This window comes from Pseudoalteromonas tunicata (genome assembly GCF_002310815.1).
GTDB classification, from domain to species: Bacteria; Pseudomonadota; Gammaproteobacteria; order Enterobacterales; family Alteromonadaceae; genus Pseudoalteromonas; species Pseudoalteromonas tunicata.
In genome coordinates, this window is sequence record NZ_CP011032.1 from 279,712 (window position 1) to 296,448 (window position 16,737).

The window sequence follows — 16,737 nt, forward strand, 5'->3', positions numbered from 1 at the left end:
GGAAATAGTCGTGTTTTCACCTAAATAAAGTGTGGTTTTATTTAAATTAAAATCAAGCCGACTTAGCAATGGTCTCTATAATAAAGTTTTTGGATGGTACGCTATCGAAAAGACCGCACTGCTTTTATTAAGTTGCGTTGAGAGATACACTAAGCGAAATGGCTTGAAAGGGATTGATATGAAAACATTATTTAAGATTTTAGCGGGTTTACTTCTGGGCGTAGTGCTATTGATTGTTGCGTTGCCTTTTTTAGTGCCCGTGGATTATATAGTAAATAAAGTATCAGAGTCGGTTGAAAAAGCGACAGGTCGGACACTGGTTATTAAAGGAGATAAGACTCTTGCGGTTTTTCCTTCTCTAAAACTCGAATTAAATGATGTGCATTTTGCCAATATTAAAGGCTCAGAACATGCTGATATGGTTAGCATGGCGCAACTTGCAATTCAAATACCTTACTTATCAGCCTTATTGGGTGACATACAATTAGAAAAATTTGTTATTCGTCAGCCAAAGATTATTTTAGAAAAAATGCCTAGCGGAAAAGTTAACTGGCAGCTTTTTGATGCAGTCGCAGCTACAACAGAGCAACCTACTTCAGCTAAAGGCGCAACTCAGTTACCCCAAGGGTTTGATGTTTCTCTGGGTGAGGTTGCGATTTATGATGCAACCATTAGCTATATTGATCATCAAACAAAGGCTCAGTATCAGTTGAGCGATGTTGAGTTAGCAGTTGCATTACCTTCACTCTATCAACCATTAGAAGTCTCTGGTGAGTTAGTTTATCAAGGGCAAAAATTTGAATTAGTAACACAATTAAATACCTTAGCCAAAGTGATTGCAGGTGATGACTTTACCCTTGGCAGTGCAATTGATTCAAAGCTCTTTAATTTTAAATTTGATGGCCTAGTTGCTAAGGCGGGTCAGGATTTTTCGGGTAGCTTGGATTTAAAAGGTGATTCAGTTAAACAAATTCTAACTTGGCAGAAAATAGCCTTGGATGCCAAAAAGGATGCATTTAACCAGTTTGAATTAGCAGCCACTATGCACTTCGCTAATCAAAAGTTAACTCTCACTAAACTAAAATTAGCGTTAGATGAGTTAGATGTGAATGGACAAGCTGTAGTCGACTTAGCGAAAAAGCTCTCAATATCTGCAGATGTTGATTTGGGAATGTTGAACTTAAACCCTTATTTACCAGTAAAGCCAGAACAAGTGGTAGCGCAAGAGGATAAAAAACAAGTATCACAACCGATAGTTTGGGACGATACACCTATCGATTTATCAGGTATTAACAGTTTAAATGCAAATATTAAAGTGCGTTCTACAAGATTGCTGTTTAATGAAATCAAGTTAGATGCAAATGCCTTAGCACTGAATATAAAAGATGGCATCGCTACACTTGATTTAACTAAGTTTGGTTTATATGAAGGTAATGGTATTGGTAAAGTACTTATCAATGCAGTTAAAAGACCATATCAATTAAGTACTGATTTCAAATTGACAGGAATTGCCGCGCAACCGTTACTGAGCGATGCTGCAGGCTTTGATAAATTAATGGGGAAAGGAAATCTTGCATGGCAATTAACGACCTCAGGTGTCTCGCAAAAGCAGTTTGTAAATGGATTGAACGGAACAACAGCGTTTAGCTTTAATGATGGGGCGATCAAAGGCGCCAACATTGCAGCATTAGTGCGTAAAGCAAAAGATATGCTTAAAGGTGATTTATCAGCAGCAAAAGAGGGTTTAAATACTGGGTTTGATAAATCTCAGCAAACTGACTTTTCAGCGTTAACCGGCAGTTTTGTTTTTAAGCAAGGTGTTGGTACTAATACCGATTTGGCTCTAGTGAGTCCCCTAATTAGAGTGTCTGGTTCGGGAGATGTTAACTTACCCCTTACCACTGTGAATTATCGACTTGTTACTGGGATTGTTGATTCTATAGAGGGGCAGGGTACTACAGATAAAAGTACCGGCTTTAAAGTACCAGTTAAAATTAAAGGACCTTTCCACGATGTCAAAGTGCAGCTTGATCTGAGTAAGGCGGCTGAAGAAGAAACTAAAAATAAATTGAAGGACAAAGTCAAAGATAAGCTAAAAGGATTATTTGGCTAATCGCTGCATTTTAAAAGGCAGCCAAGGGTACAAATTTGTGCTTTTGGCTACTTGAAAAGCTAAATCTTACCCTCATATAACCCTTAGCAAAAAGAATTTATCTTGCTGCTTAATTAATAACCACATGACTAATAACAAGAAGCTTTTCACTGTTTAATTTTTGATTCATTAATAAACCAATTAATTAAAATTTAACCTACCACTTCTTAAAGTTTGCTGGTACAATTGCCCGCCCTTGAGACGACCAAACGGTATTCTTGAGTGGAAATTGAACAATATGCCTTTATTTAATAATAAGTTAAGGCGTTTCCTAAACTACACAGGAGCACATTTAGATGATCCAAATGCAAACTCAGCTGGACGTTGCTTGTAATAGCGGCGCTCGCAAAGTGCAGTGTATTAAAGTCTTAGGTGGTTCGCACCGTCGTTATGCTGCAATTGGCGACATCATTAAAGTTTCTGTTAAAGAAGCAATTCCTCGCGCTAAAGTGAAGAAAGGTGATGTGTTAAATGCAGTTGTTGTGCGTACACGTAAAGGCGTTCGTCGTCCAGACGGTTCTTTGATCCGTTTCGATGGTAATGCAGCTGTAATGTTAAACAGTAATCTACAGCCTATAGGTACTCGTATCTTTGGTCCTGTGACTCGCGAACTTCGTACAGACAAGTTCATGAAAATCGTTTCACTAGCCCCAGAAGTACTATAAGGAGTTTATCATGGCCGCAAAAATCCGTCGTGATGACGAAGTAGTCATACTAGCTGGTAAAGACAAAGGTAAGCGCGGCAAAGTGCTTTCAGTTGTTTCTGAATCTGGCAGAGTATTTGTCGAAGGCATCAATCTTATCAAGAAGCACCAAAAGCCGGTTCCACAATTGAACCAGCCTGGTGGCATTGTTGAGAAAGAAGCGTCTATCGACGTATCAAACGTTGCGATCTTCAACCAGGAAACTGGTAAAGTTGATCGTGTTGGTTTCAAGATTGAAGACGGTAAGAAATTACGTATCTTCAAATCTACTGGTAAAGCTATTTAATTAGTTATTGGAGTAGACGATGGCGAAACTGCATGAAGTATATAACGACAAAGTAGTAGCTGAACTGCAAAAACAGTTTGGTTTCAGCTCTGTCATGCAAGTCCCTCGAATAGAGAAAATCACCCTGAATATGGGTGTGGGCGAAGCCCTTGCAGATAAAAAAATTCTAGAGAATGCTGTTAAAGATCTAGAAGCGATTTCTGGTCAGAAAGCCTTGATCACTAAAGCTCGTAAATCAGTTGCTGGTTTTAAAGTTCGTGAAGGTTATCCGATCGGTTGTAAAGTAACCCTACGTGGCGAACGTATGTGGGAATTCTTGGAGCGTTTGGTAACAATCGCTATGCCTCGAATCCGCGATTTCCGTGGTGTTAGTGCTAAGTCTTTTGATGGACGTGGTAACTACAGCATGGGTGTACGTGAGCAAATTATCTTCCCAGAAATTGATTATGATAAAGTAGATCGCGTTCGCGGTATGGATATCACAATCACTACTTCTGCTAAGAATGATGAGGAAGCCCGTGCGTTGTTAACAGCGTTTAACTTCCCATTTAAGAAATAAGGGTAGGGTTATGGCAAAGAATTCAATGAAAGCGCGCGAAGCTAAACGTGCTAAATTAGTTGTAAAGTTCGCTGAAAAGCGTGCTGATCTTAAAGCTATCATCAGCAGTGTTGAAACTTCTGATGAAGCACGTTGGGACGCGGTATTAAAGCTACAAAGCCTTCCGCGTGATTCTAGCCCTGCACGTCAACGTAATCGTTGTAACATTACGGGCCGCCCACACGGTTTTCTTCGTAAGTTCGGCTTAAGCCGTATTAAAACTCGCGAAGCAGCCATGCGCGGTGAAATTCCTGGCCTTAAAAAGGCTAGCTGGTAATAGAATCACGGGAGTAAGACTATGAGCTTGCAAGATCCAATCGCGGATATGTTTACACGTGTTCGTAACGGCCAAACAGCGAAAAAGGCAACAGTATCAATGCCTTCTTCAAAGTTAAAAATCGCTGTTGCAAAAGTGCTTAAAGACGAAGGCTATATTGCTGATTATTCAGTAAGTGGCGACGTTAAACCAGAGTTAGCTGTTGAATTAAAATATTTCGAAGGCAAAGCTGTTATCGAAACTATTCAACGTGTTAGCCGTCCAGGTTTACGTATTTACAAGAAACGTGGTGATTTACCAAAAGTAATGGGCGGTTTAGGCATTGCTATCGTTTCTACTTCTAAAGGCTTGATGACTGACCGTGCTGCACGTGGTGCTGGCGTTGGTGGTGAAATCATCGGCTTTGTAGCTTAATCGGAGGGAACTATGTCTCGTGTTGCTAAGGCACCAATCAATGTTCCTGCCGGTGTAGAAGTTACACTAAACGGCCAGGACATCAAAATCAAAGGCAAAAACGGTGAATTAAGCCGTACAATTAACGCTGCTGTTGAAGTTTTTGTTAACGATAACGTAATCACTACTCTTCCTCGTGAAGGCGTAGCAAATGCATGGGCACAAGCAGGTACTGCACGTGCTTTAATCAATAACATGGTTATTGGTGTAGATGCTGGTTACGAGCGTAAACTTCAGTTAGTAGGTGTTGGTTACCGTGCGGCAGCTAAGGGTAAAGTATTAGACTTAACTCTTGGTTTTTCACACCCAGTGAACTTCAATGTTCCTGATGGAGTTACTATTGAAACTCCAAGCCAAACTGAAGTTCTTGTTAAAGGCGCAGATAAGCAACTTGTTTCACAAGTAGCTGCAAACATTCGCGCATACCGTAAACCAGAGCCTTATAAAGGCAAAGGTGTTCGTTATGCTGATGAAAATGTGCGTCGTAAAGAAGCCAAGAAGAAGTAAGGTAAGACGATGGATAAGAAAACAGCTCGTCTGCGCCGTGCTAAACGCACTCGCAGAAATTATATTGAACAAGGCATCACCCGTCTTGTTATCCACCGCACGCCACGTCACATTTACGCTCAAGTAGTAACTGCTGAGGGTATCGTGGTGGCTGCTGCTTCTACTGTTGAAAAAGCAATTAGCGAAACAGTTAAAGGCACAGGTAACATCGAAGCAGCGCAAGCTGTGGGTAAATTTGTTGCTCAACGTGCAACTGACAAAGGTATCGAAAAGATTACTTTTGATCGCAGTGGCTTTAAATATCACGGCCGTGTGAAGGCGCTTGCTGATGCAGCGCGTGAAGCCGGTTTGCAATTCTAGGAGTAGACGATGGCTAACGTAGAAGCAAAGCAACAACAGTCAGACTTAGCTGAGAAGCTAGTTGCTGTAAACCGTGTGTCTAAAGTTGTTAAAGGTGGTCGTATCTTTAGCTTCACAGCACTAACAGTTGTTGGCGATGGCGCAGGTAAAGTAGGTTTTGGTTACGGTAAAGCACTTGAAGTTCCAGCTGCTATTCAAAAAGCAATGGAAAAAGCGCGCCGTAACATGATTAATGTAGACCTTAACGGTAATACACTGCAGCATCCTGTTAAAGGTCGCCACGCAGGTTCATTAGTATTCATGAAACCAGCCTCTGAAGGTACTGGTATCATCGCTGGTGGCGCAATGCGCGCAGTGTTAGAAGTTGCTGGTGTACATAACGTATTATCAAAGTGCTACGGTTCAACTAACCCGATTAACGTTGTACGTGCAACTATTTCAGCGCTAGAGAATATGACTTCTCCAGCGAAAGTTGCGGCTAAGCGTGGTCTTAGCGTAGAACAGATCAAGGGGTAAACCATGAAAACTGTAAAAGTAACACAAGTAAAGAGCTCTATCGGTCGTTTACCGAAGCATAAAGCTACATTACGCGGTCTTGGTTTACGTCGTATCAATCACACTGTTGAGTTAGAAGACACAGCATGTGTACGTGGTATGATTAACCAAGTTTCATACATGGTTAAGGTTGAGGGGTAATTCATGCATCTGAATACACTTTCACCTGCTGCTGGTGCAAAAACTGAGAAAAAACGCCCTGGTCGTGGTATCGGTTCTGGTCTTGGTAAGACTGGTGGCCGTGGTCACAAAGGTCAAAAATCTCGTTCTGGCGGTGGTGTACGCGTAGGCTTTGAAGGCGGTCAAATGCCAATTCAACGCCGTCTACCAAAATTTGGTTTTACTTCACGCAAATCTTTAGTATCTGCAGAAGTAAATCTTTATGAAATCGCTAAAGTAGAAGGCGATGTGGTAGAGCTAAGCACACTACAAGCAGCTGGTCTGGTTAAAAAGAACGTTCTGTTCGTTAAAGTAGTTAAATCTGGCGAAGTTTCACGTGCTGTGACTGTCAAGGGTCTTAAAGTGACCAAAGGCGCTCGCGAAGCAATTGAAGCTGCCGGAGGCAAGGTAGAAGAATAATAAGGAAAGTACCATGGCTAAACCAGGTCTAGATATGCAAAGTGCCCAAAGTGGTCTAGCGGAATTGAAGCGTCGCTTACTGTTCGTACTCGGAGCTATAATCATTTACCGTTTAGGTTCTTTTGTGCCAATCCCTGGTATTGACGCCGCTGTACTAGCCGAATTCTTCGAGCAACAAAAGGGCACCATTGTTGAGATGTTCAACATGTTCAGTGGTGGTGCGCTTGAGCGTGCATCGGTATTGGCTCTAGGTATTATGCCTTACATTTCAGCTTCAATTATTATGCAACTATTAACGCACATACATCCTGCGATGATAGAGCTTAAAAAAGAAGGTGAGCAAGGGCGTAAGAAAATCAGCCAATACACTCGTTATGCTACGCTTGTGCTAGCAACTGTACAATCTATCGGTATCGCAACCGGTTTACCAAATATGATGCAAGGTCTGGTTGTAAATCCAGGTTTTGGATTTTATTTCACCGCAGTGGTGAGCTTGGTAACAGGTACGATGTTCCTGATGTGGTTGGGCGAGCAAATTACAGAGCGCGGTATCGGTAACGGTATCTCAGTTCTAATATTTGTTGGTATTGTTGCTAACCTGCCGTCTGCTATTGGTTCGACAGCCGAAATGGCGCGCCAAGGTGATTTGAATGTTTTAATGCTGTTAGTGATAGCGGTAATAGTATTTGCTGTAACTTATTTGGTAGTGTTTTTTGAACGTGGCCAACGACGTATTGTTGTTAACTACGCTAAACGTCAGCAAGGCCGTCAGGTGTTTGCTGCGCAAAGTACACATTTACCATTGAAAGTTAATATGGCTGGTGTTATTCCACCAATTTTCGCTAGTAGTATTATTCTGTTCCCTGGTACAATTGCCAGCTGGTTTGGTCAGGGCGAAGGTCCTATTGCAGATGCATTGCAAACAATTTCATTAGCATTGTCCCCAGGGCAACCGCTTTATGCGATGGTTTTAGCAGCTGCTATTATCTTCTTCTGCTTTTTCTACACTGCGTTGGTTTTTAACCCGCGTGAGACAGCAGACAACCTGAAAAAGTCTGGCGCATTTATACCAGGTATTCGTCCAGGTGAGCAGACATCGAAATACATTGATAAAGTGATGACACGCCTGACATTGGCAGGTGCATTGTATATTACCTTTATCTGTCTGGTGCCCGAGTTCATGACAATGGCATGGCAAACGCCATTCTACTTCGGCGGTACATCAATTTTGATTATCGTTGTTGTGATTATGGACTTTATGGCACAAGTACAGACCCATCTGATGTCTCATCAGTATGATTCTGTGCTGAAAAAAGCTAACCTTAAAGGCTATGGCCGATAAGGTAAGTTTACGGAGTTGAGTTATGAAAGTACGTGCTTCCGTTAAGAAAATTTGCCGTAACTGCAAAGTTGTTAAACGTGCCGGTGTTGTACGTGTAATTTGTAGTGAGCCAAAGCACAAGCAAAGGCAAGGCTAAGTAAAAGTCGTGCAGACTGAGTATTTGATACTCGGTCTGCGTTCTTGGTTGAAGTTTGATTATTGGTTGAGTATCCTAACGGGCTTTTCAACAAAATATAGTCAAATTCTTTTATAGGAGATGTGTTAGTGGCCCGTATAGCTGGCATTAACGTCCCTGATCATAAACATGCTGTTATCGCTTTAACTGCAATTTATGGTGTTGGCAAAACTCGCTCTAAGGCTATCTTAGCTGCGACAGGAATCGCTGAAACAACTAAAATCGGCGAATTAAACGATGAAACTCTTGATGTACTTCGTGAAGAAGTGCTTAAGTACACCGTTGAAGGTGATCTTCGTCGTGAAATCACATTAAATATCAAGCGTCTTATGGACCTTGGTTGCTACCGTGGTCTTCGTCATCGTCGCTCTTTACCACTACGTGGTCAAAGAACTAAGACTAACGCGCGTACTCGTAAGGGTCCTCGTAAGGCTATCAAGCGATAAGGGTAAAGACAATGGCAAAAGCACCAATTCGTCGTAAGAAAGTTAAAAAACAAGTTGCTGATGGTATGGCTCATGTTCATGCATCTTTCAACAACACTATTGTAACGATTACAGATCGCCAAGGTAACGCGTTATCTTGGGCAACTGCAGGTGGTTCTGGTTTCCGTGGTTCACGTAAATCTACTCCATTCGCTGCACAGGTTGCTGCTGAGCGTGCAGGTACTGCAGCTCAAGAGTACGGTTTGAAAAACCTAGAAGTATTCATTAAGGGACCAGGCCCAGGCCGTGAGTCTGCAGTTCGTGCTCTTAATGCAGTAGGTTACCGTATTACAAACATCACTGACGTGACGCCAATTCCTCATAACGGTTGTCGTCCACCGAAGAAACGTCGCGTATAACAATAGGTTAGTGGAGAAAGAACATGGCTAGATATTTGGGCCCTAAGCTCAAGCTAAGTCGTCGTGAAGGTACTGACCTGTTCCTTAAAAGCGGCGTTAGAGCAATTGATTCTAAATGCAAATTAGAGACAGCACCTGGTCAGCATGGCGCCCGTAAAGGTCGTTTATCTGATTACGGTTTACAGTTACGTGAAAAGCAAAAAGTACGTCGTATCTACGGTGTATTAGAAAAGCAATTCCGTAACTACTACAAAGATGCTGCTCGTATTAAAGGCAACACAGGCGAAAACCTTTTACAACTTCTAGAGCAACGCCTAGATAACGTTGTATACCGTATGGGTTTTGCAAGTACTCGTGCTGAAGCACGTCAACTTGTAAGCCACAAGTCGGTTATGGTTAACGGTTCTGTTGTTAACATTCCTTCTTACAGAATCACTGCTGATGATGTAGTAGTAATTCGTGAGAAAGCTAAGAAGCAAGCACGTATCGTTGCTGCTCTTGAGTTAGCAGAACAACGTGAGAAACCAACTTGGGTTGAAGTAGACGGTAGCAAAATGGAAGGCGTTTTCAAACGTTTACCAGAGCGTTCTGATCTGTCTGCAGATATTAACGAACAGCTAATCGTCGAACTTTACTCTAAGTAAAGTAAGAGTTAAGAGAGGATAAAATGCAGGGTTCTGTAACCGAATTCCTAAAGCCAAGATTAGTCGAAATCGACGCAGTCTCACCAACACGTTCTAAAGTTGTTTTAGAGCCGTTAGAGCGTGGCTTTGGTCACACTCTTGGTAATGCTTTACGCCGTATATTACTTTCATCTATGCCAGGATGTGCAGTGACTGAAGTTGAAATTGACGGTGTATTGCATGAGTACAGCGCGAAAGAAGGCGTACAAGAAGACATCATTGAAATTCTGTTAAACCTTAAAGGACTAGCGGTTACTTTAGAAGGCAAAGATGAAGTTTTTCTTACCCTGACAAAATCAGGCGTAGGCCCTGTAACTGCGGCAGACATTCAGCATGATGGTGATGTTACGATCTGTAACCCAGATCACGTTATCTGTCATTTAACGACAGCTAACAGCAGTATCAGCATGCGTATTCGTGTTGAACGTGGTCGTGGTTATGTTCCTGCATCTAACCGTTTATCCTCTGATGACGATGAGCGCCCAATTGGCCGTTTGTTGCTAGATGCATCATTTAGCCCAGTTGAGCGTATTGCGTACTCGGTTGAATCAGCTCGCGTTGAGCAACGTACAGATTTAGATAAGTTAATTATCGATATGGAAACTAACGGTACTTTGGATCCTGAAGAAGCGATCCGCCGTGCCTCAACAATCTTAGCTGAGCAATTAGATGCATTCGTAGATTTACGTGATGTAACTGAACCTGTAGCGAAAGAAGAGAAGCCAGAATTCGATCCGATTCTACTTCGTCCTGTTGATGATCTTGAATTAACTGTACGTTCTGCGAACTGTTTGAAAGCCGAGCAAATTCAATATATCGGTGATTTAGTTCAGCGCACAGAAGTTGAGCTTCTTAAAACGCCTAATTTAGGTAAGAAGTCTCTAACAGAAATTAAAGACGTGCTAGCTTCACGTGGTCTTTCTCTAGGCATGCGCTTAGAAAATTGGCCACCTGCAAGTCTTGCTGAATAATATAATTCACTGAATTAAGTTTAGTTAGAAGGATAGGGTAATGCGCCATCGTAAGAGTGGTCGTCAATTAAATCGCAATAGCAGCCATCGTAAAGCGATGTTTAGCAATATGGCAGGTTCTTTGGTGAAGCACGAAATCATCAAAACGACTTTACCAAAAGCTAAAGAGTTGCGTCGTGTAATTGAACCTTTAATCACACTGGCTAAGACTGATAGCGTAGCTAATCGCCGTTTAGCGTTCGCACGCACGCGTGATAGCGAAGTAGTTGGTAAATTGTTCACTGAGCTTGGTCCTCGTTTCGAAGGCCGTCCAGGTGGCTACACTCGTATTTTAAAGTGTGGTTTCCGTGCTGGTGATAATGCTCCAATGGCTTATGTTGAGCTAGTAGGTCGTGTAGTAACGACTGAAGAAGTTCAAGAAGACGCACAGTCTGCAGAGTAAGTCTGATATGACAAAAAAAGCCGAGCAATAGCTCGGCTTTTTTATTTAGAAAATACAACTCTCCACACTATTAACTTGTTCTTATTTATCATTTTTAATAAACCTATCTATATAACCTTAATATTGGATTATAAATCTATTTCAAGTAGTTATTTTCAACGATAACAGCGTTGTACTAACTTGCAATACACTCGTTATTGACGCGTCAATCCGCTTAGTCATCCTTGAGAATCTCTGGCTAGAGATCAAAACTAAAATATTTAGCTTAATTCAATGTATTGGTAAATCTCTTTTCCAGCACTAATACTATTTTATAGTTTAGATTTCAGTTTAAACTTATTCATATATCGATAGAAGCTGTCATAGGCCTGTAACTATATATGTGAAATAAACTATTAAGTTAAGCGTTATTAGTAATCCAATTCTTAGCAACTCTTAAAGTTTGACCAATTTTACCTATTACTTGAGGTAGTCAACGAAGCTTGTTGTTATTTGCAAATTCTAGAGTCTATAAAAAGTGTTATAAAGTTTGAATTGCATCATAAAATAACGGTCTGACCATTTTAAATGGGTTATTTCATTTAGTTATCCACAGGTTTTTGTGAATAAGGTGAGGGTAAGGTGGTGTTAAGTCTGTATGACTAACTAAGTGAAATAAATCGTAAATTTATGCAAAATAACGCTTGCCAAAAAAGTTCGCCGCCCTATAATGCGACCCCACTGACACGGCAGCACACCACGCTTAGCGGGGTATGAAGGTTGAGTCAGAGAGTTAAGTAAAACTTAGTTTGCTTCGAAAGAATTTAAAATTAAGTGTTGACTTGAAAAGTGAAACGTTTATTATAGCGCTCCACTTCGCAGCAAGCTCTTAGGGTTGGCGCTGCAACGTTCTTTAACAATTTAAGCAATCATCTGTGTGGGCACTCGTACAGATTGAGTTCTAACAGCTTAGTTCGAAACTTCGGTTTTGAATGAAGCAAAAAATTTAGAGTCTCAATTTAGTAAAGTGAGTGGCTACACAGTCATAAACAGAATTCATTGAGCAGTCGAAAGACTAAAAACTTTTAATTGAAGAGTTTGATCATGGCTCAGATTGAACGCTGGCGGCAGGCCTAACACATGCAAGTCGAGCGGTAGCACAGAGAAACTTGTTTCTTGGGTGACGAGCGGCGGACGGGTGAGTAATGCTTGGGAACATGCCTTTAGGTGGGGGACAACAGTTGGAAACGACTGCTAATACCGCATGATGTCTACGGACCAAAGTGGGGGACCTTCGGGCCTCACGCCTAAAGATTGGCCCAAGTGGGATTAGCTAGTTGGTGAGGTAATGGCTCACCAAGGCAACGATCTCTAGCTGGTTTGAGAGGATGATCAGCCACACTGGAACTGAGACACGGTCCAGACTCCTACGGGAGGCAGCAGTGGGGAATATTGCACAATGGGCGAAAGCCTGATGCAGCCATGCCGCGTGTGTGAAGAAGGCCTTCGGGTTGTAAAGCACTTTCAGTCAGGAGGAAAGGTTACGTTTTAATAGAACGTAGCTGTGACGTTACTGACAGAAGAAGCACCGGCTAACTCCGTGCCAGCAGCCGCGGTAATACGGAGGGTGCGAGCGTTAATCGGAATTACTGGGCGTAAAGCGTACGCAGGCGGTTGATTAAGCGAGATGTGAAAGCCCCGGGCTCAACCTGGGAACTGCATTTCGAACTGGTCAACTAGAGTGTGATAGAGGGTGGTAGAATTTCAGGTGTAGCGGTGAAATGCGTAGAGATCTGAAGGAATACCGATGGCGAAGGCAGCCACCTGGGTCAACACTGACGCTCATGTACGAAAGCGTGGGGAGCAAACAGGATTAGATACCCTGGTAGTCCACGCCGTAAACGATGTCTACTAGAAGCTGGGGTCCTCGGACAACTTTTTCAAAGCTAACGCATTAAGTAGACCGCCTGGGGAGTACGGCCGCAAGGTTAAAACTCAAATGAATTGACGGGGGCCCGCACAAGCGGTGGAGCATGTGGTTTAATTCGATGCAACGCGAAGAACCTTACCTACACTTGACATCCAGAGAAATCGCTAGAGATAGCTTTGTGCCTTCGGGAACTCTGAGACAGGTGCTGCATGGCTGTCGTCAGCTCGTGTTGTGAGATGTTGGGTTAAGTCCCGCAACGAGCGCAACCCCTATCCTTAGTTGCCAGCGAGTAATGTCGGGAACTCTAAGGAGACTGCCGGTGATAAACCGGAGGAAGGTGGGGACGACGTCAAGTCATCATGGCCCTTACGTGTAGGGCTACACACGTGCTACAATGGCGAGTACAGAGGGCAGCAAGCTAGCGATAGTGAGCGAATCCCTTAAAGCTCGTCGTAGTCCGGATTGGAGTCTGCAACTCGACTCCATGAAGTCGGAATCGCTAGTAATCGCAAATCAGAATGTTGCGGTGAATACGTTCCCGGGCCTTGTACACACCGCCCGTCACACCATGGGAGTGGGTTGCACCAGAAGTAGCTAGCTTAACCTTCGGGAGGGCGGTTACCACGGTGTGATTCATGACTGGGGTGAAGTCGTAACAAGGTAGCCCTAGGGGAACCTGGGGCTGGATCACCTCCTTATCACGATTTAGAACTGATTTGTTCGTAGTGTCCACACAGATGATTGTTAGTTAAATGGCTTAGGCTGTTTAATTAATATTGCTCTTTAAAAATTTGGAAAGCTGATAGAAAAAATTCTTTGAATCGAAAGATTTGAAAGAGTTTTCAAAAGTAAAATTATGCCATTTGCATCGAAAGATGTGATTGGTGTCTACTTTAGTATTCAATATTTAACTTCTGGCGAAGTTTAAATCAGTCCTTTATGTATAACTCAAACTATTTTGGGTTGTATGGTTAAGTGACTAAGCGTACACGGTGGATGCCTTGGCAGTTGGAGGCGATGAAGGACGTATTAACTTGCGATAAGCCTAGTCAAGCTAGTAAAAGGCGCTTGAGACTAGGATTTCCGAATGGGGAAACCCAGTGAGTTTACTCACTATCATATAGTGAATACATAGCTATGTGAGGCGAACGCGGAGAACTGAAACATCTAAGTACCCGTAGGAAAAGAAATCAACCGAGATTCCGGAAGTAGCGGCGAGCGAAACCGGAGCAGCCCTTAAGTTTATTTGTGATTAGTGGAATGTTCTGGAAAGGACAGCGGCACAGGGTGATAGCCCCGTACACGAAAATCTATAGTAAGTGAAATCGAGTAGGTCGGGACACGTGTTATCTTGACTGAATATGGGGGGACCATCCTCCAAGGCTAAATACTCCCAACTGACCGATAGTGAACCAGTACCGTGAGGGAAAGGCGAAAAGAACCCCTGTGAGGGGAGTGAAATAGAACCTGAAACCGTGTACGTACAAGCAGTAGGAGCACCTTCGTGGTGTGACTGCGTACCTTTTGTATAATGGGTCAGCGACTTATATTTTGTAGCGAGGTTAACCAATTAGGGGAGCCGTAGGGAAACCGAGTCTTAACTGGGCGTATAGTTGCAAGGTATAGACCCGAAACCCGGTGATCTAGCCATGGGCAGGTTGAAGGTTGAGTAACATCAACTGGAGGACCGAACCCACTAACGTTGAAAAGTTAGGGGATGACTTGTGGCTAGGAGTGAAAGGCTAATCAAACCGGGAGATAGCTGGTTCTCCCCGAAATCTATTTAGGTAGAGCCTCGGACGAATACTTACGGGGGTAGAGCACTGTTAAGGCTAGGGGGTCATCCCGACTTACCAACCCTTTGCAAACTCCGAATACCGTAAAGTACTATCCGGGAGACACACGGCGGGTGCTAACGTCCGTCGTGAAGAGGGAAACAACCCAGAGCGCCATCTAAGGTCCCAAAGTGTATGTTAAGTGGGAAACGATGTGGAAAGGCCCAGACAGCCAGGAGGTTGGCTTAGAAGCAGCCATCCTTTAAAGAAAGCGTAATAGCTCACTGGTCGAGTCGGTCTGCGCGGAAGATGTAACGGGGCTAAACATACCACCGAAGATGCGCCTGCGTACTTTGTATGCGGGGTAGGGGAGCGTTCTGTAAGCCGTTGAAGGTGATTCGAGAGGGTTGCTGGAGGTATCAGAAGTGCGAATGCTGACATAAGTAACGATAATGGGAGTGAAAAACTCCCACGCCGGAAGACCAAGGGTTCCTATCCCATGTTAATCAGGGTAGGGTGAGTCGACCCCTAAGGCGAGGCGGAAACGCGTAGTCGATGGGAAACGGGTTAATATTCCCGTACTCGGCATGAATGCGATGGGGAGACGGAGCAGGCTAGGCAGGCATGGCGTTGGTTGTCCATGTGAAAGTAAGTAGGTTGGAGACTTAGGTAAATCCGGGTTTCCTTAAGACTGAGATACGAGACGAGCTACTACGGTAGTGAAGTTGTTGATGCCATACTTCCAGGAAAATCCTCTAAGCTTCAGTTCATGAAGAATCGTACCCCAAACCGACACAGGTGGTCAGGTAGAGAATACTAAGGCGCTTGAGAGAACTCGGGTGAAGGAACTAGGCAAAATAGTACCGTAACTTCGGGAGAAGGTACGCTGCTGATGGTGAAGGGACTTGCTCCCGGAGCTATTGGCAGTCACAGTAACCAGGTGGCTGGAACTGTTTATTAAAAACACAGCACTGTGCAAAATCGCAAGATGACGTATACGGTGTGACGCCTGCCCGGTGCCGGAAGGTTAATTGATGGGGTTAGCGGCAACGCGAAGCTCTTGATCGAAGCCCCGGTAAACGGCGGCCGTAACTATAACGGTCCTAAGGTAGCGAAATTCCTTGTCGGGTAAGTTCCGACCTGCACGAATGGCGTAATCATGGCCACGCTGTCTCCACCCGAGACTCAGTGAAATTGAAATCGCAGTGAAGATGCTGTGTACCCGCGGCTAGACGGAAAGACCCCGTGAACCTTTACTATAGCTTGGCACTGAACATTGAACCTACATGTGTAGGATAGGTGGGAGACTTTGAAGCAGGAACGCTAGTTCTTGTGGAGTCGTCCTTGAAATACCACCCTTGTAGTTTTGATGTTCTAACGTAGGTCCCTAATCGGGATTGCGGACAGTGCCTGGTGGGTAGTTTGACTGGGGCGGTCTCCTCCTAAAGAGTAACGGAGGAGCACGAAGGTTTGCTAAGTACGGTCGGACATCGTACGGTTAGTGTAATGGTAGAAGCAAGCTTAACTGCGAGACGGACAAGTCGAGCAGGTACGAAAGTAGGTCATAGTGATCCGGTGGTTCTGAATGGAAGGGCCATCGCTCAACGGATAAAAGGTACTCCGGGGATAACAGGCTGATACCGCCCAAGAGTTCATATCGACGGCGGTGTTTGGCACCTCGATGTCGGCTCATCACATCCTGGGGCTGAAGTCGGTCCCAAGGGTATGGCTGTTCGCCATTTAAAGTGGTACGCGAGCTGGGTTTAGAACGTCGTGAGACAGTTCGGTCCCTATCTGCCGTGGGCGTTTGAGAATTGAGAGGGGTTGCTCCTAGTACGAGAGGACCGGAGTGAACGAACCGCTGGTGTTCGGGTTGTCATGCCAATGGCACTGCCCGGTAGCTACGTTCGGAATCGATAAGCGCTGAAAGCATCTAAGCGCGAAGCGAGCCTCGAGATGAGTTCTCACTAGAGCTATAAGCTCTCTGAAGGGCCGTTGGAGACTACAACGTTGATAGGTTGGGTGTGGAAGCGCTGTGAGGCGTTAAGCTAACCAATACTAATTACCCGTGAGGCTTAACCATACAACGCCAAAGTGGTTTGTATGAAGCACTGAAGAACAAGCA

At 43.8% G+C, this 16,737-nt stretch carries 18 protein-coding genes and 2 rRNA genes; all 20 read left to right on the forward strand.

The genetic code is table 11. The features are described from left to right. Positions 1–178: 178 nt before the first annotated feature. Complete coding sequence (locus PTUN_RS01270) at positions 179–2,113, forward strand: AsmA family protein (protein WP_040644032.1); 1,935 nt, start codon at positions 179–181, stop codon at positions 2,111–2,113. Between the two features lie 335 nt (positions 2,114–2,448). Continuing rightward, on the forward strand, positions 2,449–2,817 hold the full coding sequence (gene rplN, locus PTUN_RS01275; protein ID WP_009839395.1) for a 50S ribosomal protein L14: 369 nt from the start codon (positions 2,449–2,451) through the stop codon (positions 2,815–2,817). 10 nt (positions 2,818–2,827) lie between these two features. After that, a complete protein-coding gene (rplX, locus tag PTUN_RS01280) occupies positions 2,828–3,142 on the forward strand; it encodes a 50S ribosomal protein L24 (protein WP_009839394.1) in 315 nt (104 codons plus the stop codon). A gap of 19 nt (positions 3,143–3,161) precedes the next feature. After that, on the forward strand, positions 3,162–3,701 hold the full coding sequence (gene rplE / locus PTUN_RS01285) for a 50S ribosomal protein L5 (RefSeq protein ID WP_009839393.1): 540 nt from the start codon (positions 3,162–3,164) through the stop codon (positions 3,699–3,701). Positions 3,702–3,711: 10 nt separating this feature from the next. Then, positions 3,712–4,017, forward strand: a complete 306-nt coding sequence (gene rpsN, locus PTUN_RS01290) for a 30S ribosomal protein S14 (protein WP_009839392.1) — start codon at positions 3,712–3,714, stop codon at positions 4,015–4,017. Positions 4,018–4,038: 21 nt separating this feature from the next. Continuing rightward, positions 4,039–4,431, forward strand: a complete 393-nt coding sequence (rpsH, locus tag PTUN_RS01295; protein WP_009839391.1) for a 30S ribosomal protein S8 — start codon at positions 4,039–4,041, stop codon at positions 4,429–4,431. 12 nt (positions 4,432–4,443) lie between these two features. Continuing rightward, positions 4,444–4,977: a 50S ribosomal protein L6 gene (gene rplF / locus PTUN_RS01300; protein WP_009839390.1), complete on the forward strand. Its 534-nt coding sequence runs from the start codon at positions 4,444–4,446 to the stop codon at positions 4,975–4,977. Between the two features lie 9 nt (positions 4,978–4,986). Continuing rightward, positions 4,987–5,337 carry a 50S ribosomal protein L18 gene (gene rplR, locus PTUN_RS01305; RefSeq protein WP_009839389.1) on the forward strand — a complete coding sequence of 117 codons (351 nt, stop codon included), beginning with the start codon at positions 4,987–4,989 and terminating at the stop codon, positions 5,335–5,337. 9 nt (positions 5,338–5,346) lie between these two features. Further along, a complete protein-coding gene (gene rpsE / locus PTUN_RS01310; RefSeq protein ID WP_009839388.1) occupies positions 5,347–5,853 on the forward strand; it encodes a 30S ribosomal protein S5 in 507 nt (168 codons plus the stop codon). Positions 5,854–5,856: 3 nt separating this feature from the next. Continuing rightward, positions 5,857–6,033 carry a 50S ribosomal protein L30 gene (gene rpmD, locus PTUN_RS01315; protein ID WP_009839387.1) on the forward strand — a complete coding sequence of 59 codons (177 nt, stop codon included), beginning with the start codon at positions 5,857–5,859 and terminating at the stop codon, positions 6,031–6,033. A gap of 3 nt (positions 6,034–6,036) precedes the next feature. Next, on the forward strand, positions 6,037–6,471 hold the full coding sequence (gene rplO, locus PTUN_RS01320) for a 50S ribosomal protein L15 (protein ID WP_009839386.1): 435 nt from the start codon (positions 6,037–6,039) through the stop codon (positions 6,469–6,471). Positions 6,472–6,484: 13 nt separating this feature from the next. After that, the gene (secY, locus tag PTUN_RS01325; protein ID WP_009839385.1) at positions 6,485–7,813 is read left to right on the forward strand and encodes a preprotein translocase subunit SecY; all 1,329 of its coding nucleotides are present in this window, start codon (positions 6,485–6,487) and stop codon (positions 7,811–7,813) included. A 22-nt stretch (positions 7,814–7,835) separates the two neighbouring features. Further along, complete coding sequence (gene rpmJ / locus PTUN_RS01330; RefSeq protein ID WP_009839384.1) at positions 7,836–7,949, forward strand: 50S ribosomal protein L36; 114 nt, start codon at positions 7,836–7,838, stop codon at positions 7,947–7,949. A 128-nt stretch (positions 7,950–8,077) separates the two neighbouring features. Beyond that, positions 8,078–8,434: a 30S ribosomal protein S13 gene (rpsM, locus tag PTUN_RS01335; RefSeq protein ID WP_009839383.1), complete on the forward strand. Its 357-nt coding sequence runs from the start codon at positions 8,078–8,080 to the stop codon at positions 8,432–8,434. 11 nt (positions 8,435–8,445) lie between these two features. Beyond that, a complete protein-coding gene (rpsK, locus tag PTUN_RS01340) occupies positions 8,446–8,832 on the forward strand; it encodes a 30S ribosomal protein S11 (protein ID WP_009839382.1) in 387 nt (128 codons plus the stop codon). Between the two features lie 23 nt (positions 8,833–8,855). Beyond that, entirely contained in the window at positions 8,856–9,476 is a 621-nt protein-coding gene (rpsD, locus tag PTUN_RS01345; RefSeq protein WP_009839381.1) for a 30S ribosomal protein S4, read from the forward strand. Between the two features lie 23 nt (positions 9,477–9,499). Beyond that, a complete protein-coding gene (locus PTUN_RS01350; protein WP_009839380.1) occupies positions 9,500–10,486 on the forward strand; it encodes a DNA-directed RNA polymerase subunit alpha in 987 nt (328 codons plus the stop codon). A 40-nt stretch (positions 10,487–10,526) separates the two neighbouring features. Further along, on the forward strand, positions 10,527–10,928 hold the full coding sequence (gene rplQ / locus PTUN_RS01355) for a 50S ribosomal protein L17 (protein WP_009839379.1): 402 nt from the start codon (positions 10,527–10,529) through the stop codon (positions 10,926–10,928). A 1,065-nt stretch (positions 10,929–11,993) separates the two neighbouring features. Next, positions 11,994–13,535, forward strand: a 16S ribosomal RNA gene (locus tag PTUN_RS01360). Between the two features lie 271 nt (positions 13,536–13,806). Next, positions 13,807–16,695 (forward strand): 23S ribosomal RNA (locus PTUN_RS01365). Together the 16S and 23S rRNA genes form the textbook arrangement of a ribosomal RNA operon. Positions 16,696–16,737: the final 42 nt, after the last annotated feature.

Bases quoted from the DNA above. Each gene is read 5' to 3' on its own strand.
- PTUN_RS01270 (WP_040644032.1), top strand. From the start codon at position 179: ATGAAAACATTATTTAAGATTTTAGCGGGTTTACTTCTGGGCGTAGTG.
- rplN (WP_009839395.1), top strand. From the start codon at position 2,449: ATGATCCAAATGCAAACTCAGCTGGACGTTGCTTGTAATAGCGGCGCT.
- rplX (WP_009839394.1), top strand. From the start codon at position 2,828: ATGGCCGCAAAAATCCGTCGTGATGACGAAGTAGTCATACTAGCTGGT.
- rplE (WP_009839393.1), top strand. From the start codon at position 3,162: ATGGCGAAACTGCATGAAGTATATAACGACAAAGTAGTAGCTGAACTG.
- rpsN (WP_009839392.1), top strand. From the start codon at position 3,712: ATGGCAAAGAATTCAATGAAAGCGCGCGAAGCTAAACGTGCTAAATTA.
- rpsH (WP_009839391.1), top strand. From the start codon at position 4,039: ATGAGCTTGCAAGATCCAATCGCGGATATGTTTACACGTGTTCGTAAC.
- rplF (WP_009839390.1), top strand. From the start codon at position 4,444: ATGTCTCGTGTTGCTAAGGCACCAATCAATGTTCCTGCCGGTGTAGAA.
- rplR (WP_009839389.1), top strand. From the start codon at position 4,987: ATGGATAAGAAAACAGCTCGTCTGCGCCGTGCTAAACGCACTCGCAGA.
- rpsE (WP_009839388.1), top strand. From the start codon at position 5,347: ATGGCTAACGTAGAAGCAAAGCAACAACAGTCAGACTTAGCTGAGAAG.
- rpmD (WP_009839387.1), top strand. From the start codon at position 5,857: ATGAAAACTGTAAAAGTAACACAAGTAAAGAGCTCTATCGGTCGTTTA.
- rplO (WP_009839386.1), top strand. From the start codon at position 6,037: ATGCATCTGAATACACTTTCACCTGCTGCTGGTGCAAAAACTGAGAAA.
- secY (WP_009839385.1), top strand. From the start codon at position 6,485: ATGGCTAAACCAGGTCTAGATATGCAAAGTGCCCAAAGTGGTCTAGCG.
- rpmJ (WP_009839384.1), top strand. From the start codon at position 7,836: ATGAAAGTACGTGCTTCCGTTAAGAAAATTTGCCGTAACTGCAAAGTT.
- rpsK (WP_009839382.1), top strand. From the start codon at position 8,446: ATGGCAAAAGCACCAATTCGTCGTAAGAAAGTTAAAAAACAAGTTGCT.
- rpsD (WP_009839381.1), top strand. From the start codon at position 8,856: ATGGCTAGATATTTGGGCCCTAAGCTCAAGCTAAGTCGTCGTGAAGGT.
- PTUN_RS01350 (WP_009839380.1), top strand. From the start codon at position 9,500: ATGCAGGGTTCTGTAACCGAATTCCTAAAGCCAAGATTAGTCGAAATC.
- rplQ (WP_009839379.1), top strand. From the start codon at position 10,527: ATGCGCCATCGTAAGAGTGGTCGTCAATTAAATCGCAATAGCAGCCAT.